The following is a 24,041-nucleotide window of genomic DNA, read 5'->3' on the forward strand; positions in this document are numbered from 1 at the left end:
CTGAAGGCGCGGCATCGGCGAGAAGAGCGAGTGCATCGCACCACCGGCCCGGACGGACGGAACCCCACGCGTGACGGAGCATCCCACCTCCCACGAAGGCCGGCAGCCCCTGGCAGCCCGGCCGCAGGAACACGCGCGCCCCCGCCAGGAGGCGCCGGTCGGCCTGCCCTCCGACGCGCCCGCCCCCTCGGGCGGACCGGCGGTCCCGGCGCCCGCCCCCATCCCCTCGGCGGACGCCCCGCCGCCTCCCCCGGCACCCGGCGCGGTCGCCGTCGCCGTGTCGCCGCAGCCTTCCGGCGGCGCCACCACCATGCGGCGCGAGGGCGAACGGCTGCGGTTCGTCGGGGCGGCGACCCGGCGCATCGCGCGCGGCATCGACCTGGACGAGATCGTCCTGGGCCTCTGCCGGGCGACCGTGCCGACCTTCTCCGACGAGATCCTCGTCTACCTCCGCGATCCGCTGCCGGTGGGCGACGAGCGCCCGGTGGCACCGTTCGTGCTGCGGCTGCGCCGCACCGACCGGCTGCGGCTGAGCGACCTGGAGGGCGAGGAGCTGATCCTGGTACCCGATCCCGACCCGACCCCCGCGGCCGAACTCTGCGAGGTAAGGGCCGGCGGGGCACTGGCCGAGGTGCTGCGCGGAGTACGGCCGGTCTTCGGCGACTCCGCCGCCGCGAAGGCGGCCCTGACGGAGCTGCTCGGGGTCGAGCACCCGCTGCCCGGCGGGCTGCGGGCGGTCCTGGCGCCGCTGCGCGGCAGACGCCGGGTGATCGGCGCGGCCGTCTTCATGCGCCGCGCCGAGCGGGCCGGTTTCGAGCCGAACGACCTGCTGGTCGCCGCGCAACTGGCCACGCACACCGCGCTCGGCATCGACAAGGCGGTGCTGTACGGGCGCGAGGCGTACATCGCGGACGAGCTCCAGCGGACGATGCTGCCGGACTCGCTGCCGCAGCCGACCGGCGTCAAGCTCGCCTCGCGCTACCTCCCGGCGGCCGAGACGGCCCGGGTGGGCGGCGACTGGTACGACGCGATCCCGCTGCCCGGCAGCCGGGTCGCCCTGGTCGTCGGCGACGTCATGGGCCACTCGATGACCTCCGCGGCGATCATGGGCCAGCTGCGCACCACCGCGCAGACCCTCGCCGGGCTCGACCTGCCGCCGCAGGAGGTCCTGCACCATCTGGACGAGCAGGCGCAGCGGCTCGGCGAGAACCGGATGGCCACCTGTATGTACGCGGTCTACGACCCGGTCTCGCACCGGATCACGGTCGCGAACGCGGGCCACCCGCCGCCGATACTGCTCCATCTGGGTGGTCGTGCCGAAGTGCTGCGCGTTCCGCCCGGTGCCCCGATCGGGGTCGGCGGGGTGGACTTCGAGGCGGTCGAGCTGGACGCCCCGGCGGGAGCCACGCTGCTGCTGTACACGGACGGTCTGGTCGAGTCCCGGCTGCGGGACGTGTGGACCGGGATCGAGCAGCTGCGGGAGCGGCTGGCGGCGACCGCGCAGCTGACGGGCCCCGACCACTCGCCGCCGCTCGAAGCACTCTGCGACGACATCCTGGACATGCTGGGGCCGGGTGACCGGGACGACGACATCGCGCTGCTCGCGGCCCGGTTCGACGGGATCGCGCCCAGCGACGTGGCGTACTGGTTCCTGGAACCGGAGGACGCGGCGCCGGGCCGGGCCCGCCGTCTCGCCCGGCGGGCGCTCACCCGCTGGGGCCTCGAAGAGCTGACGGACTCGGTCGAGCTGCTGATCAGCGAGGTCGTGACGAACGCGGTGCGGTACGCGGAGCGGCCGGTGACCCTGCGGCTGCTGCGGACGGACGTGCTGCGCTGCGAGGTCGGCGACGACTCGCCGCAGCTGCCCCGGCAGCGGCGGGCCCGGGACACCGACGAGGGCGGACGCGGTCTGTTCCTGGTGAACCGGCTGGCCCGGCGCTGGGGTGCGACCCGGCTGTCGAGCGGCAAGGTGGTCTGGTTCGAGCTGGCGACCCCGTAGGGGCCCGGGAGCACGGATCGGAAGCGGTGGTCGGCGCGCGTCCCGGATGCGGGGCGCGCGCCGTCGTGCGTCCCGCCGGGTCCGGGGCCGTGCCCGTACGCGCGTGCGGGTCAGCGGTTGCCGATCCTCCGGCGGCGGAGTTGACTTCGGTGGTGGACGCAGCGGCCCGACCCCTGATCCCCCCACCGACGGGAAGACGCTCGTGACCTACACGACGAACAACGCCGGGAATCCGATCGAGAGCGACGAGCATTCGCTGACGGTCGGCCCCGACGGCCCGGTCCTGCTCCAGGACCACTATCTGATCGAGAAGATGGCCCAGTTCAACCGGGAACGGGTCCCGGAGCGCGTGGTGCACGCCAAGGGCTCCGGCGCGTACGGCTTCTTCGAGGTGACGCAGGACGTCAGCCAGTTCACCCGGGCGGTGCTCTTCCAGCCGGGCGCGCGCACGGAGACGCTGGCCCGGTTCTCCACCGTGGCGGGCGAGCAGGGCTCCCCGGACACCTGGCGTGACCCGCGCGGTTTCGCCCTGAAGTTCTACACCGACCAGGGGACGTACGACCTGGTCGGCAACAACACACCGGTGTTCTTCGTCCGGGACGCCACCAAGTTCCAGGACTTCATCCACTCGCAGAAGCGGCATCCGGTGACGGGGCTGCGCGACCACGACATGCAGTGGGACTTCTGGACGCTCTCGCCGGAGACCGCGCACCAGGTGACGTGGCTGATGGGCGACCGGGGCATCCCGAAGTCGTACCGGTTCATGAACGGCTACGGCTCGCACACCTATCTGTGGATCAACGCCGGTGGTGAGCGCTTCTGGGTGAAGTACCACTTCCTGACGGACCAGGGCGTCGACTTCCTGCCGCAGGCGGAGGCGGACGCGCTGGCCGGTACGGACGGGGACCTGCACCGCCGGGACCTGCACGAGTCGATCGCGTCCGGGAACGCTCCCTCGTGGACGCTCAAGGTGCAGGTGATGCCGTTCGAGGCGGCGGCGGACTACCGCTTCAACCCGTTCGACCTGACCAAGGTGTGGCCGCACGGCGACTTCCCGCTGATCGAGGTCGGCCGGATGACGCTGGACAGGAACCCCGAGGACTACTTCGTCCACATCGAGCAGGCGGCCTTCGAGCCCTCGAACATGGTGCCGGGGATCGGCCCCTCGCCGGACAAGATGCTGCTCGGCCGCCTCTTCTCGTACCCGGACGCCCACCGGTACCGGATCGGCCCGAACTACGCGCAGCTGCCGCCGAACCGGCCGCACGCGCCGGTCCACTCGTACGCGAAGGACGGGGCCATGCGGTACGAGGCCTCGACGGCCGCCCGGCCGTACGCGCCGAACTCGTACGGCGGCCCCTCGGCCGACTACGGGCGCTTCGGGCAGCCCGCGAGCTGGGCGGCGGCGGGCGAGCTGGTGCGGGAGGCGTACACGCTCCACGCGGAGGACGACGACTGGGGGCAGCCGGGCACCCTGGTCCGTGAGGTCCTCGACGACGCGGCCCGCGACCGGCTGGTGTCGAACATCGCCGGACACCTGAAGGCGGGGGTGAGCGCCCCGGTCCTGGAACGGGCGGTGGTCTACTGGCGGAACGTGGACCGGACCCTCGGCGACCGGGTGGCCAAGGAGGTCGGCGTCGCCTGAGCCCGCGCCACCGCCGGAGGAGATCGGTGTCGGCCGACCCGGCGCCACGGCCGTACGGCTGAGGGCCGGACCCCTGGTGGGGGTCCGGCCCTCAGTGTGCCGTCACTCTCCTGGGCGGGTGCCGCCCTGCTCGCCGCCGCCTCCGCCGTCCGGCGGGCCGGTCGTGGGCGGCGGGGAGGTCGGTTCCTCGGTCGCCGGGGGCTCGGTGGTCGCCGGGGGCGTGGTCTCCGGGGTCGTCGGCCGGGTCGGCGGGACGGTGGTGGGTGCCGTCGTCGGCGGGACCGTCGTGTGCGGCGACGTGGTGGTCGGCGTCTGCGTGGGCTCCTCGGGCGCCTCGGTGGTGCGGGAGGGGTCCGGGTCCGGCTCGACCGGGGCCGAGCCGTCGGTCTCCAGGTCGAAGGTGGCGTCGGAGCCGCCGCCGAGGGCGCCGGTGGTGTAGGCGCCCCAGATCTGGGCGGGCGTACGGCCACCGTTGGCGCGGCCCGGGTTGATGGTGTCGGTGAGGGTGACCTGGTTGCCCTTGGTGTCCTCGCCGAAGAGTCCGACGGCGGTGACCAGTTCGGGGGTGTAGCCGACGAACCAGGCGGAACGGTTGTTCTCGGAGGTGCCGGTCTTGCCCGCGGCCCGGTAGTCACCGGCGGCGCGGAAGCCGGAGCCGTTCAGCACGACGCCCTCCATGCCCTTGGTGACGGTGTCGGCGGCCTCGCGGCTGATGACCTGCTCGCCGATGGCGGGGGCGGGGGTGACCGTGCGGTCCCGGTGGGCGGCGGACTTCACCAGGGTCGGGGTGACCTTCACGCCGTGGTTGTCGAGGGTGGCGTAGACCCCGGCCATGTCGAGGGTGGAGGCGCCCATGGTGCCGAGGGACATGGCGGGCGTCTGGCCGAAGTCCTGGCCGTCCTTCATGCCGAGGGCGAGGGCGGTCTTCTTGGTCTTCGAGGGGCTGACGTCCACGATCATCTGGGCGAAGACCGAGTTGATCGAGCTGTTGGTGGCCTTCTGCACGGTGACGGGGCCGTAGCTGCGGTCGTCCTCGTTCTCCGGGGAGAAGGGGATGGTGCTGCCGACGACCGGGCGCTTGCTGGTGCCGTCGTAGACGGTGCCGAGGCCGATCTTCCGGCCGTCCTGGGTGGTGGCGCCGTTGTCGATCGCGGAGGCGAGGACGATCGGCTTGAACGTCGAGGCGGGCTGGTAGTCCCGGCGGGTGGCGTTGGAGAGCCAGTGCTCGGTGGCGCCGACACCGCCGTACATCGCGACGACCGCACCGGTCTTCGGGTCCACGGAGGTGGCGCCCGCCTGCACGGTGGCGTCCTTCTTGTCGCCCTTGCGGTCGAGCTTGGCCTCCAGCTCGTCGTTCACCGCCTTGACGAGGGCCTTCTGCTTCTTCTCGTCGATGTTGAGGGTGATCGTCCAGCCGCCGGCCTTGATGTCCTCCTCGCTGACGCCCTGGCGCATCAGCTCCTCGTTGGCGGCCTCGACGATGTAGCCGGTCTGGCCCTCCATGCCGGGGGCGGGCCGGGCCTTCTGCGGGACCGGGAACTTCATCCCGGCGCGCTCGTCGGCGGAGAGCCAGCCCTCGCCGACCATGTTGTCGAGGACGTAGTTCCAGCGCTGCTCGACGAGCTTGCGGCCGGTGGTGCTGGCGGAGGTCCAGTCGTACTGGTTGGGCGCCTGGAGCAGCGAGGCGAGGTAGGCGCCCTGGGCGGTGGTGAGCCGGGTGGCGTCGACGCCGTAGTACGAGCGGGCCGCGGCCTGGACGCCGTAGGCGCTGCGCCCGTAGAAGCTGGTGTTCATGTACCCGGCGAGGATGTCGCTCTTGCTGGTCTCCTGGTCGACCTTGAGGGCGATGACCATTTCCTTGAGCTTGCGGGTCGCCGTCTGGTCCTGGCTCAGGTAGTAGTTCTTGACGTACTGCTGGGTGATCGTCGATCCGCCCTGCTTGCCCTTGCCGGTGATGGTCGACCAGGCGGCGCGGGTGGTGCCCTTGATGTCGACGCCGTTGTCCTGGTAGAAGCTCTTGTTCTCGGCGGCGACGAAGGCCTTCTGGACCTTCTCGGGGATCTTCTCCAGGCCGACGATCTCGCGGTTTATCTTGCCGGTGCGGGCGAAGATCCTGCCGTCGGCGTACTTGTATATGTTGCTCTGCATGGTCGCCTCGGCGTTGGCCTTCGGCACCGGGACCATGAGGTAGACGACGTACAGGGCGCCCATGGCGAGCAGGCAGAAGACGAAGAAGGTGCCCAGGAGCTTCTTCCACGAGAAGAAGCGGCGCAGTCCGCGTTTCTTCGCCTTGCCCTTGTCAGGTCCGCCCATGTGTCCTGTCGCTCCGCTCGTCGTGTGTACCGGCACCCCGGTCCCCGTCCCGCCCGCTCCGGGCGCGCTCAGCTAGCCAGCTAACACCGGCGACGCGGACAAAGAACAACCGATCACGTCTTTTCAGGACGTGAGAATCAGCACCCATGTCCAGAGGAACCGACGTCCGGGCGTACCGGATGGTTGCCTGAAGGCCGTATTCCGTTTGTCCGGAGGTTCTATACATACTGGGTATACACCCGGTGTACAGTGACCGCCATGTCCATCGGTCACACCCTCCTCGGGCTCCTGGAGTCCGGCCCGCGCCACGGCTACGACCTCAAGCGCGCCTTCGACGACAGGTTCGGCCACGACCGGCCGCTGCACTACGGCCAGGTCTACTCGACCATGTCCAGACTCCTCAAGAACGGCCTCGTCGTCGTCGACGGGGTCGAAGCGGGCGGCGGCCCGGAACGGAAGCGGTACGCCATCACCGACGCGGGCATCACCGACGTCGCCCAGTGGCTCGCCACTCCGGAGAAGCCGGAGCCGTACCTCCACTCCGTCCTCTACACCAAGGTCGTCCTGGCCCTGCTCACCGGCCGGGGCGCCGCCGAGCTCCTCGACGGCCAGCGCGCCGAGCACCTGCGCCTGATGCGCGAGCTCACCCGGCGCAAGCGGGACGGCGACCTCGCCGACCAGCTCATCTGCGACCACGCCCTGTTCCACCTGGAAGCCGACCTGCGCTGGCTGGAACTGACCACCGCGCGCCTCGACCAGCTCGCCGAGGAGGTCCGCCGATGACCACCGGACCCCTGCTCCTCGCCACCGGCCTCGACAAGGCCTACGGCCCCACGCCCGCGCTCGCGGGCGCCTCCTTCGCCCTCCGGGCGGGCGAGGTCGTCGCCGTCATGGGCCCCTCCGGCTCCGGCAAGTCGACCCTGCTGCACTGCCTGGCCGGGATCGTCCGACCCGACGCGGGCACCATCACCTACGACGGACGCGAACTCACCGCCCTCTCCGACACCGCCCGCAGCTCCCTGCGCCGCACCGACTTCGGCTTCGTCTTCCAGTTCGGCCAGCTCGTCCCCGAGCTGACCTGCGGGGAGAACGTCGCCCTGCCGCTCCGCCTGGGCGGCGAGAAGCGGAAGGCCGCCGAGGCCAAGGCCACCGAGTGGCTGGCCCGCCTGGAGGTCGAGGACATCGCGGGCAAGCGCCCCGGGGAGATATCCGGCGGCCAGGGCCAGCGGGTCGCGGTCGCCCGCGCGCTCGTCGCCACCCCCCGGGTGATCTTCGCCGACGAGCCCACCGGCGCCCTCGACTCCCTCAACGGCGAGCGGGTCATGCGGCTGCTCACCGAGGCGTCCCGGGACACCGGCGCCGCCGTCGTCCTCGTCACCCACGAGGCCCGCGTCGCCGCCTGGTCCGACCGCGAGGTCGTCGTGCGCGACGGAGCCGTACGGGACGCGGAGTGGGCCACGTGAAGCTCCGCACCTGGGCCCGCGACCTGGGACTCGGCGCCCGCTTCGCCGTCACCGGAGGCCGTCCGGGGCTGCTCCGCACCCTGCTGACCGCGACCGGCGTCGGCTTCGGCGTGGCCCTGCTGCTGCTCGCCTCCTCGCTGCCGAACATGATGTTCCAGCGGGAGGTGCGCAGCTCCGGCCGCGCCGTCGACGCCAGCACCGAGATCACCGCCCCGGGCCCCGCCACCTTTCTCCACCTCACCCGGAACACCACCTACCGGGACGCCACGGTCTCCGGGCTGCTGCTGCGGCCCGACGGCGACGCGCCCACGCTCCCCCCGGGAGCGGACGCGTTCCCCGCGCGGGGGTCGATGCTGGTCTCCCCCGACCTCCGCGAGCTGCTGGAGTCCCCCGGGGGCGCGCTGCTCAGGGAGCGCCTCCCCTACGAGATCTCCGGAACCCTCGGCAAGGACGGCCTCATCGGCCCGGCCGACCTGCGGTACGTCGCCCACGTCGGCTTCCTCACCGCGGACAACGCCGACGGGCGCGGCACCGACTACGGCTGGTCCGTGCCCGAGGAGCCCTTCAACGGCTTCCTGCTGCTCCTGGTCGTCGTCGCCTGCGTCGTCCTGCTCCTCCCCGTGCTGGTCTTCATCGCGACCGCCGTCCGCTTCGGCGGCGAACAGCGCGACCGGCGGCTCGCCGCGCTGCGCCTGGTCGGCGCCGACACCGCCATGACCCGGCGGATCGCGGCGGGCGAGTCCCTGGCGGGTGCCCTGCTCGGCCTGCTCGTCGGCGCCGGTCTCTTCGCGGTGGCCCGGCGGTTCGCGGGCGCCTTCACCATCTGGGACGTCAACGCCTTCCCGTCCGACGTGGTCCCGATGCCGGCACTCGCCGCGGTCGCCCTCCTCTCCGTGCCGGTGGCCTCGGTCGTCGTCACCCTCGTCGCGCTGCGCGGGGTGGCGATCGAACCGCTCGGCGTCGTCCGGACCTCCACCCCGCGCCGCCGCAGGCTCTGGTGGCGGCTGCTGCTCCTCGCGGCGGGCGCCGCCCTGCTGGTACGGATGGCGGGCCAGGTCCGGATCGACGAGACCAGCATCGACACCGCCGGGGTCGTGGCGGGCACCACCCTCGCCCTGGTCGGCCTCACCACCCTGCTGCCCTGGCTCGTCGAGGCGGGGGTGAAGCGGCTGCACGCCGGGCCGGTGGCCTGGCAGCTCGCGGTCCGCAGGCTCCAGCTCAGCAGCGGCACCGCCGCCCGCGCGGTCAGCGGGATCGTCGTCGCCGCGGCCGGGGCCATCGCGCTCCAGATGCTCTTCCAGTCGATGGAGTCCGACTTCACCCATGCCTCCGGCGAGGACACCAGCCGGGCCGAGATCACGGTCGGCACGGACGCCCGCACCTCGGCCGAGGCCCGCGCGACGATCGAGCGGATCGGCTCCACCCCGGGCGTCACCAAGGTCATCGGCGTCATGGAAACCCATGTGTGGCGAGCCGGGCCGCTGCGCAAGGGCGAGGAGTTCGCCCCCATCACCCCGATCCGGGTCGGCGACTGCCCCTCGCTCCGCGAGTTCGCGAAGCTGCCCTCCTGCGAGGACGGGGACGTCTTCATCGTCCTCACCCGGGGCCTCCAGGGCGCCCCTCCCGACAGCTGGGTCACCCAGACCGCGCGCCCCGGCGCCACGGTCGCCCTGCGGGACCCCTTCCCGCACCCGGACGCGCCCCGTCGCCCCGCGAACGCCCGTCCGGCCGAGTGGCGCATCCCGGCCGAGGCGCGGAACGTGGACTCCCGTCCCGACCCGACGGGCACCCCCCAGTACGGCGTGCTCGCGACTCCGTCCGCGATCGACGCCACCCGGCTCGACGCACCGCAGGCGCTCACCATGGTGCGGCTGGACCCGGCGGTCCCGGACGCCGCCGAACTCGTACGGAACACGGCGGCGGCCATCGACCCGACGTCCTCGGTCCGCACCCTCAAGGACACCGAGCGGAGCAGCCAGTTCAGCAGCGTCCGCACCGGGATCCTCGTCGGTTCGACCCTGACGATGCTGCTGGTGGCCGCCTCGCTCCTGGTGACCACCCTGGAGCAGCTCAGGGACCGCAGACGGCTGCTCTCCGCGCTCGTCGCCTTCGGCACCCGCCGCTCCACGCTGAGCTGGTCGGTGCTGTGGCAGACGGCCGTGCCGATCGTCCTCGGACTGCTCCTCGCCGTGGCGGGCGGGCTCGGTCTCGGCCTCGTCCTGCTGCGCACGAGCGGACAGCGGGTCCAGGACTGGTGGGTCTTCCTGCCAGTGGTCGGCATCGGCTTCGGCCTGATCGCGGCGGTGACGCTGCTGAGCATGCCCGCGCTGTGGCGTCTGATGCGCGCGGACGGCCTGCGCACGGAGTGACCCTCCGGGCTGATGTACGAGGGCGGGCGGCGGTTCCCGGCACCGGGGGGTGCCGGGAACCGCCGCCCGTCCTCGCGTACCGGCGCGGCGCCGGGGCCGTCGGCACGGGAGCGGTGGACCGGCCGCCGCTGCCGTGCCGACGGCCGCGACGGTGGGGACGGCACCCTCAGGAGTCGCCGTCCACCACCCGGACCGGCAGCCCCCGCATCTCCTCCCGCAGGGCCTCCGCCAGCTCGCCGAACTCGGCGTGCCGGGCGGCCCCGGCCCGCATCGCCAGGGCGACCCGCCGCGCGGGCGCGGGTCCGGTGAACAGGCCCGTGCGCAGAGCGCTGTTGCGGGCGGTCTCGACCGTGACGGCGGTGCGCGGCAGCAGGGTCACCCCGAGGCCCCCGGCCACCAGCTGGACCAGGGTGGAGAGCCCCGCCGCCGTGGTGGTGACCTCGGCGCCGTCGGCGCGCCCGGCCTCCCGGCAGATGTCGAGTGCCTGGTCGCGCAGACAGTGCCCCTCGTCGAGGAGCAGCAGCCGGAGTTCCCTCAGCGCCTCGCGGGGGATGTCGTCCCGGCCCGCCAGTGGATGGTCCCGTGGGGCGACCAGGACGAAGTCCTCGTCGAAGAGCGGGAGTTCGGTGACGCCGGGCACACCGAGGGGCACCGCGAGCAGCAGCAGGTCGAGACGTCCGGCGGCGAGTCCCTCCAGGAGCGAGGAGGTCTGTTCCTCGTGGACCTGGAGGTCGAGGTCCGGATAGCGCCGGTGGACCAGGCGCAGCACGGTCGGCAGCAGGTACGGGGCGACGGTGGGGATCACCCCGAGCCGCAGCACCCCGGTGAAGGGCGCCTGTGCCGCCTCCGCCTCCTCCATCAGCTCGGACACCGCGTCGAGGACCGCCCGGGCGCGGACCGCGAGCCGTTCCCCGGCGGGCGAGAGCAGGACCTTGCGGGTGGTCCGTTCGAGGAGCTGGACACCGAGCGCCTCTTCGAGCGCCGACACCGCGCCCGAGAGCGCGGGCTGGCTCATGCCGATGGCGGCGGCCGCGTCACGGAAGTGCAGGTGCTCGGCGACTGCGGCGAACGCCCTGAGCTGGGAGAGGCTCGGCTGCTTGCCACGGTTCTGGGGGTGCGGGGGACTGTACGGGGATGCCACTGATAACCACCTTCGATCAACACGAACCACTCTAGCTATTTCACTGATCAATGCACCCCGTGCCATGCTGTGACTTGTCCAACCCCCACGGAAGACCCCAAAAGGGACCCTTCCTGCCTGCAAGGAGAGCGCGTGCTCACTGTCGGTGACAAGTTCCCCGCCTACGACCTGACCGCCTGCGTGTCGCTGGAGAGCGGCAAGGAGTTCGAGCAGATCGACCACAAGTCCTACGAGGGCAAGTGGCGCGTGGTGTTCTTCTGGCCGAAGGACTTCACCTTCGTCTGCCCCACCGAGATCGCCGCCTTCGGCAAGCTGAACGACGAGTTCGCCGACCGCGACGCCCAGATCCTCGGCGTCTCCGGCGACTCCGAGTTCGTCCACCACGCCTGGCGCAAGGACCACGCCGACCTGCGTGACCTGCCCTTCCCGATGCTGGCGGACTCCAAGCACGAGCTGATGCGCGACTGCGGCGTCGAGGGCGAGGACGGCTTCGCCCAGCGCGCCGTCTTCATCGTGGACCCGAACAACGAGATCCAGTTCACCATGGTGACCGCCGGTTCCGTCGGCCGTAACCCCAAGGAGGTCCTGCGGGTGCTCGACGCCCTGCAGACCGACGAGCTGTGCCCCTGCAACTGGAACAAGGGCGAGGGCACCCTCGACGCCGCCTCGCTCCTCTCGGGCGAGTGAGCTGAGATGGCTCTCGACGCACTCAAGTCCGCCCTGCCGGACTTCGCCAAGGACCTGAAGCTGAACCTGGGTTCGGTCATCGGCAACAGCGAGCTGCCGCAGCAGCAGCTCTGGGGCACCGTCCTGGCCTGCGCGATCGCCTCGCGCTCGCCGAAGGTCCTGCGCGAGCTGGAGCCCGAGGCCCAGGCCAACCTCAAGCCCGAGGCGTACCAGGCCGCCAAGTCCGCCGCCGCGATCATGGCGATGAACAACGTCTTCTACCGGACCCGGCACCTGCTGTCGGACCCCGAGTACGGGACGCTGCGCGCCGGTCTGCGGATGAACGTCATCGGCAACCCGGGCGTCGACAAGGTCGACTTCGAGCTGTGGTCGCTGGCTGTCTCCGCGATCAACGGCTGCGGCCAGTGCCTGGACTCGCACGAGCAGGTCCTGCGCCAGGCCGGTGTCGAGCGCACCACCATCCAGGAGGCCGTCAAGATCGCCGCGGTGATCCAGGCGGTCGGCGTCACCCTCGACGCGGAAGCGGTGCTCGCCGCCGCCGAGTAGGCGGGCCGTGCGGTCCGATCCGGTCCGAACGGTCCGGGTACGGTCCGAGCCGTACGAGAAGGGCCCCGGGGCAGCACGCCCCGGGGCCCTTCCGCGCTGCCCGGCGCACCGGGCCGGTCACTTCCTGAGCGCCTCCATGAGCGCCAGCATGTCCTGGGTCATCGGGACCTCGATGCCGGAGAGGTCGAGCGGCTTCGTCTCCTGGATCACCTCGCCGTCGGCGTCGGTGCTGTACTGCCGGTACAGGGTCAGCTCGATCTCGACCTGCCCGTCGAGGACCCGCAGCTCGCCGCCCTCACCACCGCGGTCGTCGAAGAACGCCTGGTCACCGATGCCCTCGATCGGGGTCTTCAGGTCGTAGTACTTCGCGTGTGCCGCGAACTCCGGCCCCGGATCCGTCACCTTGTGCAGGGTGTACCTCAGGGAGAGCTGGTAGCCGGTCTCGGCCGAGCCGAAGGCCATGTCGCACGAGGTCATGTGGAGGCCCGGCTCGTTCAGCAGGGCTCCGTCCCCGGCTCCACCGGGCTTGCCCAGGATGCCGCTGAGCGCCTTGAACTTCGCCTTCCCGCAGAGTTCGGCCCCCACCACCCCGTACCCCCGCAGGTCGGGGCCCCGCTCCTGCCGCTGCTCGTGCGCGTAGAGCCCACCGCCCCAGACCGCCGAGGCCAGGACCGCGCCGCCGAGCGCCCACAGCCACGGGCGCCGGGCCCGGGGAGCGCGCGGCGGACGGACCTCCGTCAGCACCTCGACCGTGTCGAAGCCCGTGCCGCCGTCGAGTTCCGGCTCGGATATCACGTGTCCTCCCCCTTGGCGGCGAGCGTGCCGGGGGCGGGCGTCGGCGCCACTTCGAACGCGGTCGCCCCGCGCGGCTCCGGCGTGCCGCGGAGCGCCTGTTCCCTGCTGTACGCGCGGAGGTAGCCGACCACGGTGTTGGCGACGGCGACCAGCGGCACCGCGACGACGGCGCCGCCGATGCCCGCGGTCAGACCGCCCGCGGCGACCGCGAGGACGACGGCCAGCGGGTGGACCCGCACCGCGCGTCCGAGGATGAACGGCTGGAGGACATGGCCCTCGATCTGCTGGACCGCGAGGACGACGACGAGCACCATCAGGGCGGTGAACGGCCCGTTGGTGACGAGGGCGACGACACAGGCGAGCGCCCCGGAGAAGACCGCGCCGACCAGCGGGATGAAGGCGAAGAGGAAGATGAAGACGGCGAGCGGCACCGCCATCGGCACTTCCAGGAACCAGAGTCCGAGACCGATGAAGACGGCGTCGATGAGGGCGACGAGGACCGTGCCCCGCACATAGGCGGTGAGGGTGCGCCAGGCGCGCGGCCCGGCTCCGGCGACGCCCGGCCGTGCCTGGGCGGGCACCAGCTTGAGCGTCCACTCCCAGACCTTCTTCCCGTCGTACAGCAGGAAGAGGGTGGAGAACATGGCGAGGAGCATGCCGGTCATCGTCTCGACGACGACCGTGACGCCCTGGAGTCCGACCTGGGTGATCTGTTCGGCGTTGGCGCCGACGGAGTCGCTGAGGTTCTTCGCGATGCCGTTGATCTGCTGCTCGGTCACATGGAAGGGGCTGTCGAGGAGCCAGCGCTTCAGCTCCTCGATCCCGTCCTTGATCTGGTTGGACAGGTTGTCGATGTTGTCCACGACCTGCCAGACCACGAACCAGCCGACCAGGCCCATCACCACGAAGCCGGAGACGGCGGTGACGGCGGTGGCGAGTCCGCGCGGCAGGCCCCTGCGGCGGAGCATGGTCACCGTGGGCTGGAGCAGGGCGGTGACGAGGAGCGCGGCGACGAAGGCGAGGACGACCAGCTGGACGGAGCTGATCACCTTCATCAGGACCCAGACGGTCCCCGCGAAGACGAGGAGGCGCCAACTCGCCTCGGCGGCCACCCGCATGCCCCAGGGGATCGCGTCGACCGGATCGGGCCGGGCGGCGACCGCCGGGGCGTAGGTGGGGGGCGCGGGGACGGAACGGCCGGATTCGGACGCGGTCGTCTCCGGGAGGGGCGCGGCGGTGTCCGGGTCCGGGCCGGGCACCCGCGCGGCGCCGTCCCAGGCCGGGTCCTCGGCGGTCCCGTGGGGTCCGACCGGTTCGTCCCGTTCCGCCTCGGCCCTGCGCTCGTCGAGACGTTCACCCATGCGGCTCAGGCTCTCGCCCAGCCGTCCCAGCCACGCCGGCACTCTCGCCATCTCTTTCCTCTTCCCCCCGACGACTCCGTTCCCGCCGGCTCCCCCGGAGGCGGTGGACCTTCGAACCTACACGCCGAAGCCCCTCACCGTAGGACGGCGAGGGGCTTCCGGAGGTTGAGCGCCCCGGACCTAGTACCAGCGGTTGGCCTGCCAGAACGTCCAGGCGCCGCAGGGGCCGCCGTACTTGGAGTTCATGTAGCTGAGGCCCCACTTGATCTGGGTGGCGGGGTTGGTCTGCCAGTCGGCGCCGGCCGAGACCATCTTGCTGCCCGGGAGGGCCTGGACGAGACCGTAGGCGCCCGAAGAGCGGTTGACCGCGAGGTAGTTCCAGGTGGACTCGTGGTTCACGATGTTGCTGAAGCACTGGAACTGCGAGGCCGGGACCATCTGGCGGGCGATCGCCTTGACCTCGGCGACGGAGTAGGAGCTCTGGGGCGCGAAGGACGAGGCGTCGCGGGCCGCGTCACGGCTGGCGCGCTCCTCCTTCTCCTTGCGCTCCTTCTCGGCCTTGGCCGCCTTGTCGGCGGCCTCCTTCTTGGCCTCGGCGTCCTTGGCCGCGCGGAGACGGGCGGTCTCCTCGGCGGACTTCTTCGCGACGGAGTCCGCGGCGGCGGCCTGGACGTCGGCCTGCTCCGCGAGGGACGAGACCTGTACCTGGGCCTGCTCGCCCGCAGGGATGTCCGCGAGCAGCGTGGTGTCGGCCGCGGCGGCCTCGAAGTTGTCGTCCGAGGGCTGAGCGGCGTTACCCGAAGCAACGCCCACGACGGCGCCGACGGTGGTGACCGCGGTGGCCGAAGCCACCGCGAATCCCCGGACCGAGATCCGGCTCACACGGTTTCCTTCCAGCATCGCTCGCACAGGTGACCACGCGAGCGAAATCGTGCCCCTGGCGCTGGTCTCCGACGTACGGGGTCACAGGAGACACGGGCCCGTGGTGCTGTGGGCGGCATACGGCTGACGGCTGTTGAGTTGTGGTGACGCTGTGGCACCCCTGAGGGTGCACGTGTGCCGTATGCGGGGCCTGACGGAAGCAAGACTTTGCCGGACGGCGCCACCGCAAGGCAATTCCCGCCCGGGTGTGAAAGCTCACACCCGACCGGGGGCACGTGTTCGGGAGGATACGGCGGACACGGCGGCGCCGCCCGGCTAAGCTCCTGCGCCCGGCCGGACGGCGCCAACTTCCGTACGCGTACGGATACGTACGAAACGGTCAGATCTGTCCGTCCTCCAGCATCTCCGTGACGAGCGCCGCGATCTGGGAGCGCTCGGAGCGGGTGAGCGTGACGTGCGCGAAGAGCGGATGACCCTTCAGCTTCTCGACCACGGCGACGACTCCGTCGTACCGGCCGACCCTGAGGTTGTCCCGCTGGGCCACGTCATGGGTGAGCACGACCCGCGAATTCGCCCCGATCCTGGACAGAACGGTCAACAGGACGTTCCGTTCCAGGGACTGGGCCTCGTCGACGATGACGAACGCGTCGTGCAGCGAGCGGCCCCGGATGTGGGTCAGCGGCAGGACCTCCAGCATCCCCCGGCCGAGCACCTCCTCGATGACCTCCCGGCCCGCGACCGAGGACAGCGTGTCGAAGACCGCCTGGGCCCACGGGCTCATCTTCTCGGCCTCGCTGCCCGGCAGATAGCCGAGCTCCTGGCCGCCGACCGCGTACAGCGGACGGAACACCATCACCTTCTGGTGCTGGCGGCGCTCCAGGACCGCCTCCAGGCCCGCGCAGAGCGCGAGCGCGGACTTGCCCGTACCGGCCCGGCCGCCCATCGAGATGATGCCGACCTCCGGGTCGAGCAGCAGGTCGAGGGCGATCCGCTGCTCGGCGCTGCGGCCCCGGAGCCCGAAGGCCTCCCGGTCGCCCCGGACCAGCCGCACGTTCCCGTCGGGGGTGACCCGGCCCAGCGCCTTCCCGCGCTCGGACTGGAGCACCAGGCCCGTGTGGACCGGCAGCTCGGCGGCCTCCGGCACGTACAGCGAATCCTGGTCGTAGAGCAGGTCCACCTGGTCGGCGGAGAGCCCCAGCTCCGTCATCCCGGTCCAGCCGTTGGCGTCCGTGATGGCCAGCTCGGCCCGGTACTCCTCGGCGAGCAGCCCGACCGAGGAGGCCTTGATGCGCAGCGGCAGGTCCTTGGAGACGACCGTCACGTCGTACCCCTCCGCCTGGAGGTTGCGCGCGACCGCGAGGATCCGTGAGTCGTTGTCACCCAGCCGGTATCCGGCGGGCAGGACGGAGGGGTCCGAATGGTTGAGTTCGACCCGCAGGGAGCCGCCCAGATCCCCTATGGGGAGCGGGGCGTCCAGACGTCCGTACCGGACCCGGAAGTCGTCCAGGAGGCGCAGCGCCTGCCGGGCGAAGTAGCCGAGCTCCGGATGGTGCCGCTTGGCCTCCAGCTCCGTGACCACCACGATCGGGAGCACTACCTCGTGCTCCTCGAAGCGGGAGACCGCGTTGGGGTCGGCCAGCAGGACGCTGGTGTCGAGAACATAGGTGCGCCGGTCTGAAAGGCGGCGCTTCGTGCTGGTCACCACGGAAGGACAGACCCCCTCGGAAGACCCCTGTGAGGTCGGGGTGCGACGGAACAGGTGTCGCTGCGGAATGGGACCGGGTGCGGGCCGCCGTGCGCGGGCCGGACCTCGGCCCTCCGCTTCTCCCGTGCGTGTCCCGCACGGTCGTCCTGGTGCAAGGGGCCTCCCGGGTGGCGGTCTCCGTGCCGCTCACTTCACCGTGAATATGCCCTCGAACAGGGGCCGCCATGCAGCCACCCACGACGACGTGTTCGTGAACACCGGGTGAGGAGTTCCGGTCGGGTTCCGGGGAGGTCCCAGGGAGGTTCCGGGGAGGTTCCGGGCCGGGATCAGGTCCCGTAGCGCCGGTGGCGGGCCGCGTAGTCGCGCAGCGCCCGCAGGAAGTCGACCTTGCGGAAGGCGGGCCAGTGCACTTCGCAGAAGTAGTACTCGGAATGGGCACTCTGCCACAGCATGAAACCGGAGAGCCGCTGCTCGCCGCTGGTGCGGATCACCAGATCCGGGTCGGGCTGGCCGCGCGTGTAGAGGTGCTCCGAGATGTGCTCGACGTCGATGGTCTCGGCGAGCTCCTCGAAGCTCGTGCCGCGCTCCGCGTGCTCCAGGAGCAGCGAGCGGACCGCGTCCGCGATCTCCTGCCGGCCCCCGTAGCCCACCGCCACGTTGACGAGTATCCCCGTGTTGTCGTGGGTGTTCTGCTCGGCTTCCTTCAGGACGGTCTGCGTCCGCGCCGGGAGCAGGTCCATCGTGCCGACGTGGTGGACCCGCCAGCGGCCGTCGGAGGCGAGCGCGCGCACGGCGTTCTCGATGATCCCGAGCAGCGGCCCGAGCTGTTCCTCGGGCCGGTTCAGGTTGTCCGTGGAGAGCATCCAGAGCGTGACGACCTCGACGTCGGTCTCGGCGCACCAGCCGAGCAGCTCCTGGATCTTGTCCGCGCCCGCCCGGTGTCCCTGCTCGGGGGTCCCGCCGGACGCCTTGGCCCAGCGTCGGTTCCCGTCGAGGATGACCCCGATGTGCTTGGGCACCTGGGTGTGGTCGAGGCGGCCTTCCACCCGGCGTGCGTAGAGCCCGTACACCAGGTCGCGCAGGTTCACCGTTCTTTACCCCTCCGTGCAGCGGCGGGTCCGCCCCACCGCGGCGGTCCGCAAGCCGCCACACTACTGCGCACGGGCGACGCCCTCCCAGCCCGGGACTGTCACAAGTCCGTGATAAGCAGAGATACGTGACTGATTCCCCCCTGTACCGCGCCTCCGCGGACCGCTACGACTCCATGGAGTACCGCCGCTCGGGCCGCAGCGGCCTCAAGCTCCCCGCGATCTCCCTCGGCCTCTGGCACAACTTCGGCGACGACCGGGCGCTCGACACCCAGCGTGCGATCCTCCGGCGCGCCTTCGACCTCGGCGTGACCCACTTCGACCTGGCGAACAACTACGGGCCGCCGCCCGGCTCCGCCGAGCTGAACTTCGGCAAGCTCTTCGCCCAGGACTTCGCGCCGTACCGGGACGAGCTGATCGTCTCGACGAAGGCGGGGTACGAGATGCACCCCGGCCCGTACGGCGAGTGGGGCTCCCGCAAGTACCTGCTGTCCTCGCTCGACGCCTCCCTGAAGCGGATGGGCCTCGACCACGTCGACATCTTCTACTCGCACCGCTTCGATCCGGACACCCCGCTGGAGGAGACGATGGGGGCCCTGGCCTCCGCCGTCCAGCAGGGCAAGGCGCTGTACGTGGGCGTCTCCTCGTACAACAGCGAGCAGACCGCCGAGGCCGCGCGGCTGCTGCGCGAGATGGGCGTGCCCGCCCTGATCCACCAGCCCTCGTACTCCATGATCAACCGCTGGACGGAGGAGGACGGCCTGCTCGACACCCTGGAGGCGGCCGGGATGGGCTGCATCTCCTTCGTGCCGCTGGCGCAGGGCCTGCTCACCAACAAGTACCTGAAGGGCATCCCCGAGGGTTCCCGGGCGACCCAGGGCAAGTCCCTCGACCCGAACCTGCTCTCCGACGAGGTGCTGCGGCGCCTGCGCGGTCTCGCGGACATCGCGGAGCGGCGCGGGCAGTCCCTGGCGCAGCTCGCGCTGTCGTGGGTGCTGCGGGACGAGCGGATGACCTCGGCGCTGATCGGCGCGTCCAGCGTCGCGCAGCTGGAGGAGAACGTGGCGGCCCTGGCGGGTGCGCCGCTGACCGGCGAGGAGCTGGCGGAGATCGACTCGTTCGCCGTCGACACCGAGGGCACGAACATCTGGGCCGGCCGGGGCTGAGCCCCGCCCCGGGCCCGGATCCGTCGGCGGATCACCGGACGGATCGCCGGGCGGACACCGGGGAAGAAAAAAACGGGCCGGTCCGTGGGGGGGGATACGGACCGGCCCGAGGGGGGGTTTCCACCATAACCCTTCGATAGTCGTGGCGCGCGCCACGCGCGCCGGGGGAAGTAGCCGGAACGGGCCGGAGCCCTTGTGGGACAAGGGCTCCAGGGGCCTGTGGCGGGTTTGCGCCCCGGCGTGGCGGCGGGGTTCCGTCCCTCCCAGGAGGGACCGGTCAGGGCCGGCCGTTGACGTGGGGGCGGGCGGCCGGAGCCCCCGCGGAGCCCCCGGAGGTCCCGAAGTGCCTCAGGAGACGGCCGTGAACGCGCCGAGGAGCAGACCGAGCAGTGCGCCCCCCAGCATGAACGGGCCGAACGGGATCGCGGCGGAGCGGTCCGCCCGCCGCAGCAGGACGAGCCCGAGGCCGTACACCGCGCCGAACAGGAACCCGGCGAACGCCCCGACGAACAGGACGCCCCAGCCGTACCAGCCGAGGGCCGCGCCGAGCGGCAGCGCCAGCTTCACGTCACCGAGGCCGAGCCCGCTCGGGTTGACCAGGAAGAGCAGCAGGTAGGCGCCGCCCATGGCGAGCGCGCCGAGCAGCGCGTGCCGCCAGGAACCGGCTTCGTACGGGAGGAGCACGGCGGCGCCCAGGAGCAGCGGGACGGCGAGGGCCAGCGGCAGGGTGAGGCCGTCCGGGAGCCTGCGCACCCGCGCGTCGACCCCGGCGAGGAGCACCGCGACGGGCGCGCCGAGCAGCCACACGGCCAGTTCGGGCCGGGGGCCGCCGGTGGCGGCGGCGAGCGCGGCACAGCTCGCGGCGGTGAGCAGCGGGGCGGTGAGCGGGGCGGTGGCCGTCGCGCACTCCCCCCGGCCGGGACCGCCGAGCCAGCCGCGCGCGGGCCCGGCGAACGGGTGCCCGGCCGGGCAGCGGTCCCGCCGGGGCTCGTCGGAGGCCACCGCGAGCCGGTAGGCGGCCCGCGGCACGAGCAGACCGGCGGCGGCTCCCCAGAGGGCGGCGAGGACGATCAGGGTGACGTACACGGGGCTGACCCTAGGGGCTGGTGTCGCCCGACTGGTGTCGTTCGTCGGGCCGAGGCGGAAGCGGGGATCCGGTGGACGGGGATGCGGTGGACGGGACTCCCCGGGGCCGGGGCGGCGCTACGGTCTGGGGCATGGGGAGATGGAAGGACGGGGCCGGGACGCTGACGGTGCCCGGCGGGGTGGGGGTGCCGCTGGAGGTGGCGGCCTCGTACCGCGCGCGGCGGCGGGGGCTGCTCGGCCGGGACGGGATCGCGGGGGCGCTGCTGATCGTGCGGACGAACAGCGTCCACACCTTCGGGATGCGCTTCCCGATCGACGTGGCGCATCTGGACGGCTCGTTCAGGGTCCGGTCGGTCGTGACGATGCGGCCGGGCAGACTCGGCATGATCCAGCCACTCGGCCGCCATGTCCTGGAGGCGGAGGCGGGCACGATGGCCGCCTGGGGCCTGCGGCGGGGGGTACGCGTGCGCGTGGAGGGGGAAACGGGAGACGTGTCCGGAAACTGACGGCGTGGAGTGGTCCGGGTGGCCCGGAGAGGTCCCGGCGGAGGCCCTCGGCGGGACCGGGGCACAGGGCCGGGGCTCGCGGGCGCCGCGCGGTCCGGCGGGGGCTCGGCGGGACCCGGGGCCGCCGTGGCCCGGCTCGGCCCGGCGGCGGGGGCCGACGGGCGGTCGGCGGCGGGACCCGGCGGGCGCCGGGATGCCCGCCGTCCGGGTCGCCGTGGCGGGCCCGGGGCGCCGTGGACACCCCGCGCCCGCGACCGGGCGACTGGGGGCCCAGAGCGCGCCGGGGCGCGCCCGCCGGTCGTCACGGCGGGCCCGGACCGAGGAGGGTGAACGCCCCGTACCCGGCGGAGGCGAGGGCGAGGACGGCCAGGACCGGGACGACCGTGCGGGTCCGCAGCCGGGCGAGGGCCACGGCGGGCGGCAGCAGCAGCCCGAAGGCGGGCATCATCAGCCGGGGCCGGGACCCGAAGTACGCGGCGCCGACGAGCGAGACGAGGACCACACCGACCGTGTAGACGAGCAGCGGCAGCGGCTGCCGCTGCCGGACGCAGAGCGCGACCAGCCAGCCCAGGAGGGCGAGCGCGGCGCAGAGCCCGAGGGCGGCGGGCCAGGGCAGCCCGGCGATGAACCGGGCGAGGGCGACCCCGCCGTCGATGGAGTTCCCCCAGGCCGCCTGGACCTCGAAGTAGGCGGTCGCCGACCCCTGCCGGACACCGACGTACACGATGTACGCGAGCCAGCCCAGCGGCGCGAGCAGCACCCCCGCCACCGTCCTCAGGGGCAGCCGCCGGTCCCGTACCAGCGTGACGAGGGCCGTGATCCCGAGGGCGGCGATCAGGGCGACGGCGGTCGGCCGGGTCAGTCCCGCCGCCGCGCACAGCGCGCCGGCGAGGAGCCAGCGCCCGCGCAGGACCGCGTACAGCGACCAGGCGGCGAGGGCCGTGAACAGGGTCTCCGTGTACGCCATCGACTGCACGAACGCGGTCGGGTACACCCCCCAGAGCACCGCGAGCAGGACCCCCGCGCGCGGGCCGAAGGCGAGGGTGCCGCACCGGTGGATGCCCCAGGCGGCGACGAGACCGGCGGTCCACGAGACCACGAGACCGGCGGTGGCCGCGTCGATCGGGAGGACGGTGGACAGGCCGCGTTCCAGGGCCGGGAAGAGCGGGAAGAAGGCCAGGTCCGCGTGGAGGTCGCCGTTCGGGAGGGTGACCTCGTACCCGTAGCCGTGCTCGGCGATGCGCCGGTACCAGACCGAGTCCCAACGGCCGTTGAGCCGGTGCAGCCCGTCCTTGCCGGTCAGGGCGGCGGCGAGGGCGAGGACGGCCAGACCGACGATCCGGGTGGCCGCGTAGCCGCCGACGGCGAGGAGGGTGTGGCGGTCGGGACGCGAGGTACCGACGGGGCGGGTGGTGCCGGTGGGGCTGGGCGGGGACATGCGCCCGATTATCCAGGCGCCCCCGCCGTCTCAGCCGCGCGGCCTTATGCGGCCGTACCTCGCGGCCATCAGCGGACCCAGCTGGTCCACGATGGCGTGGCCCGGCTCCTTCGCGGAGGGCAGGTCGCCCAGGAACGAGGTGACGATCACCTCGTCGACGCCCAGGACGCCCCGGCGGGACTGCTCCTCCAGGAAGGCGAGCGTCCGGCGCCAGTCCACCGTGCCCTTGTCCTCGCCGAGGAAGGAACGGACCGTGTCCTGGACGACGTCCCAGAAGAACACGTGCGGCTGCACCGCGCCCTGATGGAAGACGTGACTCTCGTACCTGCCCCGGAACTCGGGCAGCCGGGTGACGAGGTCACTGACCAGCTGCACACCCGGGGATTCACCCGGCGTCGTCGTCATGTGTCCAGAATGCTCCCGCCCACCGGGGGTGTCCCCCCACTTTTGCGCTTTCCTGACGACACCTTTCGCCGGGTTTTCCCAGGACCATACGGAACGTCCTCCTTCCGAGTGCTTCGGTAAATTCGCACGGTTCACCGGTCCCGGAAGGGGTCCCTGCCCGGACCGGCGCGGGAGGCGCGATCCGGACAGGAACAGCAGCCCAGGACGGCCCAGGGCTGCTCAGGGAGCCGAGGGCGCGGAGGGTGCCGAGGTGCGGGGGAAGGAGATCTCGACCCGGCGGTTCTTCTTCCGGCCCTCCTCGGAGCCGTTGTCGGCGATCGGGAAGTCCTCGCTGTAGCCGCGGATGTCGAAGGCCGTGCCCGGCGGGAGGCTCCGCGACAGCACCTGCTGCACGGCGACGGCACGCTCCTTGGAGAGCTTCAGTCCGTGCTCGTACGTCCCCAGGTCGTCGGTGAAGCCGAAGATCCGGACCCGTCCGGAACCGAGCCTGGTGACCTCGGCGGCGACGGCGGCGATACGGCCGTGGGCGGCGGGGCTCAGCTTGGCGCTGTCCTTCGGGAAGAGGACCTCGGCCTGGAGCGCGAAGGTCACGTCCACGTTGGTGTCCTGACGGCGCTCCTCACCTCCCTCGTCCTCGACGATCTGCTTGATGTCGAGGACCTTGGCGGGCGCGAGGGTGGCGCCGTCGGGCAGCATCAGGCCCGGGGCGGCGGAGTCGATGGCGGGCGGCGGGGAGGAGGTCCCGGCGGAACCCGGCGGATCGTCGGCGTGGGCGACGGGACCGGTGAGGGTCCCCAGGACCACGGGAACGACCACGAGAGCGGCGAGGCGGCGGTATGTCGTCGTCATGGCGTCGCCTCAGGAGAGCTTGAGGGTGGCGGGTTCGAAGGTGGGCAGCTGGAAGGAGACGTCGGTGGTGGCGGGGGGCGGGGCGGGGAACTGGAGGAAGACGGCGACGGACTCCCCGGCCGACAGGATGCCGAGCCCCGTGGTGGTCAGGGGGCGGCCGTCCGTGTCCCGCAGGACGTAGTAGCGCTTCTTGCCCGCGGAGTCGAGGAGGGTGGCCCCGCCCAGTGAGGTCCCGTGCTTGAGCACCTCGGTCTCGTCCCCCCGCAGGGTGTCGGGGACCGCGCGCCCCTCGTTCTTGGTGTTCTTGAGGCTGCCCTTGACCGTCAGGAATCCACCGGCGTCGCGCACCGCGGAGTTGATGGTCAGTTCGAAACCGTCCTGCCCCTTGAGGAGCGCCAGCGTCTCGGCGGGCTCCTCCGCCCCCTGGGTGCTCTGCGCGGGAGCGCCCCCCTTGGGGGAGGCCGCCGACGTCTTCGCCGGGGGCTTCTCGTCCTTCGGGGTGTCCTGGGCCCCACAGCCGACCACGGACAGCGCCACGACAGCGACGACAGCCAGAGCCCTGTGGGGCTTCCTCCCGTACCGTGCTTTCATTACCGC

At 72.2% G+C, this 24,041-nt stretch carries 21 protein-coding genes; 9 read left to right on the forward strand and 12 right to left on the reverse strand.

The genetic code is table 11. The features are described from left to right. The first annotated feature begins 70 nt into the window (after positions 1–70). Both ACIRQY_RS04355 and ACIRQY_RS04360 read left to right on the forward strand, forming a co-directional pair. Positions 71–1,999 (forward strand): ATP-binding SpoIIE family protein phosphatase, encoded by a 1,929-nt coding sequence (locus ACIRQY_RS04355; RefSeq protein ID WP_351792750.1) that lies wholly within the window; start codon positions 71–73, stop codon positions 1,997–1,999. 202 nt (positions 2,000–2,201) lie between these two features. Further along, complete coding sequence (locus ACIRQY_RS04360) at positions 2,202–3,644, forward strand: catalase (protein WP_351792753.1); 1,443 nt, start codon at positions 2,202–2,204, stop codon at positions 3,642–3,644. Positions 3,645–3,746: 102 nt separating this feature from the next. On the opposite strand, the gene ACIRQY_RS04365 is transcribed toward ACIRQY_RS04360, so the two are convergent. Then, on the reverse strand, positions 3,747–5,957 hold the full coding sequence (locus ACIRQY_RS04365) for a transglycosylase domain-containing protein (protein ID WP_403922436.1): 2,211 nt from the start codon (positions 5,955–5,957) through the stop codon (positions 3,747–3,749). 258 nt (positions 5,958–6,215) lie between these two features. On the opposite strand from ACIRQY_RS04365, the gene ACIRQY_RS04370 reads away from it, so the two are divergent. Genes ACIRQY_RS04370 through ACIRQY_RS04380 form a run of 3 tightly spaced genes read left to right on the forward strand, consistent with a single transcriptional unit; the run spans position 6,216 to position 9,789 of the window. After that, positions 6,216–6,740 carry a PadR family transcriptional regulator gene (locus ACIRQY_RS04370; RefSeq protein WP_351792759.1) on the forward strand — a complete coding sequence of 175 codons (525 nt, stop codon included), beginning with the start codon at positions 6,216–6,218 and terminating at the stop codon, positions 6,738–6,740. After that, a complete protein-coding gene (locus ACIRQY_RS04375) occupies positions 6,737–7,420 on the forward strand; it encodes an ABC transporter ATP-binding protein (protein WP_403922438.1) in 684 nt (227 codons plus the stop codon). Before ACIRQY_RS04370 ends, ACIRQY_RS04375 begins: the two co-directional genes overlap by 4 nt. After that, positions 7,417–9,789, forward strand: coding sequence for an FtsX-like permease family protein (locus ACIRQY_RS04380; protein WP_403922440.1), 2,373 nt, complete (start codon positions 7,417–7,419; stop codon positions 9,787–9,789). Before ACIRQY_RS04375 ends, ACIRQY_RS04380 begins: the two co-directional genes overlap by 4 nt. Positions 9,790–9,955: 166 nt before the next feature. Here ACIRQY_RS04380 and ACIRQY_RS04385 read toward each other — a convergent pair whose 3' ends face one another. Continuing rightward, positions 9,956–10,930 (reverse strand): LysR substrate-binding domain-containing protein, encoded by a 975-nt coding sequence (locus ACIRQY_RS04385; RefSeq protein ID WP_403922442.1) that lies wholly within the window; start codon positions 10,928–10,930, stop codon positions 9,956–9,958. 132 nt (positions 10,931–11,062) lie between these two features. Between ACIRQY_RS04385 and ACIRQY_RS04390 the strand changes: the two genes are divergently transcribed. Both ACIRQY_RS04390 and ACIRQY_RS04395 read left to right on the forward strand, forming a co-directional pair. Then, positions 11,063–11,617, forward strand: a complete 555-nt coding sequence (locus ACIRQY_RS04390) for a peroxiredoxin (RefSeq protein ID WP_351791181.1) — start codon at positions 11,063–11,065, stop codon at positions 11,615–11,617. Positions 11,618–11,623: 6 nt separating this feature from the next. Then, positions 11,624–12,163, forward strand: a complete 540-nt coding sequence (locus ACIRQY_RS04395) for an alkyl hydroperoxide reductase (protein WP_351791183.1) — start codon at positions 11,624–11,626, stop codon at positions 12,161–12,163. Positions 12,164–12,280: 117 nt separating this feature from the next. On the opposite strand, the gene ACIRQY_RS04400 is transcribed toward ACIRQY_RS04395, so the two are convergent. The 5 genes from ACIRQY_RS04400 to ACIRQY_RS04420 all read right to left on the reverse strand — a co-directional run bounded on the left by ACIRQY_RS04400 (position 12,281) and on the right by ACIRQY_RS04420 (position 17,994). Next, a complete protein-coding gene (locus ACIRQY_RS04400) occupies positions 12,281–12,958 on the reverse strand; it encodes a hypothetical protein (RefSeq protein ID WP_403922444.1) in 678 nt (225 codons plus the stop codon). Then, positions 12,955–14,370: an AI-2E family transporter gene (locus ACIRQY_RS04405; RefSeq protein WP_403922446.1), complete on the reverse strand. Its 1,416-nt coding sequence runs from the start codon at positions 14,368–14,370 to the stop codon at positions 12,955–12,957. The genes ACIRQY_RS04400 and ACIRQY_RS04405 overlap by 4 nt, the downstream gene beginning before the upstream one ends. 129 nt (positions 14,371–14,499) lie before the next feature. Further along, on the reverse strand, positions 14,500–15,201 hold the full coding sequence (locus tag ACIRQY_RS04410; RefSeq protein WP_403922448.1) for a transglycosylase SLT domain-containing protein: 702 nt from the start codon (positions 15,199–15,201) through the stop codon (positions 14,500–14,502). Between the two features lie 379 nt (positions 15,202–15,580). After that, entirely contained in the window at positions 15,581–16,906 is a 1,326-nt protein-coding gene (locus tag ACIRQY_RS04415) for a PhoH family protein (RefSeq protein ID WP_351791194.1), read from the reverse strand. Positions 16,907–17,232: 326 nt separating this feature from the next. After that, positions 17,233–17,994: an isoprenyl transferase gene (locus tag ACIRQY_RS04420; protein ID WP_351791197.1), complete on the reverse strand. Its 762-nt coding sequence runs from the start codon at positions 17,992–17,994 to the stop codon at positions 17,233–17,235. Between the two features lie 128 nt (positions 17,995–18,122). On the opposite strand from ACIRQY_RS04420, the gene mgrA reads away from it, so the two are divergent. Beyond that, positions 18,123–19,160, forward strand: coding sequence for an L-glyceraldehyde 3-phosphate reductase (mgrA, locus tag ACIRQY_RS04425; RefSeq protein WP_403922450.1), 1,038 nt, complete (start codon positions 18,123–18,125; stop codon positions 19,158–19,160). 348 nt (positions 19,161–19,508) lie between these two features. Here the strand turns inward: mgrA and ACIRQY_RS04430 are convergent, their stop codons facing one another. Continuing rightward, positions 19,509–20,246, reverse strand: a complete 738-nt coding sequence (locus ACIRQY_RS04430; RefSeq protein ID WP_403922451.1) for a prepilin peptidase — start codon at positions 20,244–20,246, stop codon at positions 19,509–19,511. 131 nt (positions 20,247–20,377) lie between these two features. Between ACIRQY_RS04430 and ACIRQY_RS04435 the strand changes: the two genes are divergently transcribed. Beyond that, on the forward strand, positions 20,378–20,752 hold the full coding sequence (locus ACIRQY_RS04435) for a DUF192 domain-containing protein (protein WP_403922452.1): 375 nt from the start codon (positions 20,378–20,380) through the stop codon (positions 20,750–20,752). 301 nt (positions 20,753–21,053) lie between these two features. Here the strand turns inward: ACIRQY_RS04435 and ACIRQY_RS04440 are convergent, their stop codons facing one another. The 4 genes from ACIRQY_RS04440 to ACIRQY_RS04455 form a co-directional block, all read right to left on the reverse strand. Continuing rightward, complete coding sequence (locus ACIRQY_RS04440; RefSeq protein ID WP_403922453.1) at positions 21,054–22,190, reverse strand: hypothetical protein; 1,137 nt, start codon at positions 22,188–22,190, stop codon at positions 21,054–21,056. Between the two features lie 30 nt (positions 22,191–22,220). Further along, the gene (locus ACIRQY_RS04445; protein ID WP_403922454.1) at positions 22,221–22,595 is read right to left on the reverse strand and encodes a hypothetical protein; all 375 of its coding nucleotides are present in this window, start codon (positions 22,593–22,595) and stop codon (positions 22,221–22,223) included. A gap of 219 nt (positions 22,596–22,814) precedes the next feature. Further along, entirely contained in the window at positions 22,815–23,444 is a 630-nt protein-coding gene (locus tag ACIRQY_RS04450) for an OmpA family protein (protein WP_403922455.1), read from the reverse strand. Positions 23,445–23,453: 9 nt separating this feature from the next. Then, positions 23,454–24,035 carry a hypothetical protein gene (locus ACIRQY_RS04455; protein ID WP_403922456.1) on the reverse strand — a complete coding sequence of 194 codons (582 nt, stop codon included), beginning with the start codon at positions 24,033–24,035 and terminating at the stop codon, positions 23,454–23,456. Positions 24,036–24,041: the final 6 nt, after the last annotated feature.

The organism is Streptomyces sp. NPDC101490 (genome assembly GCF_044767145.1).
GTDB lineage: Bacteria > Actinomycetota > Actinomycetes > Streptomycetales > Streptomycetaceae > Streptomyces.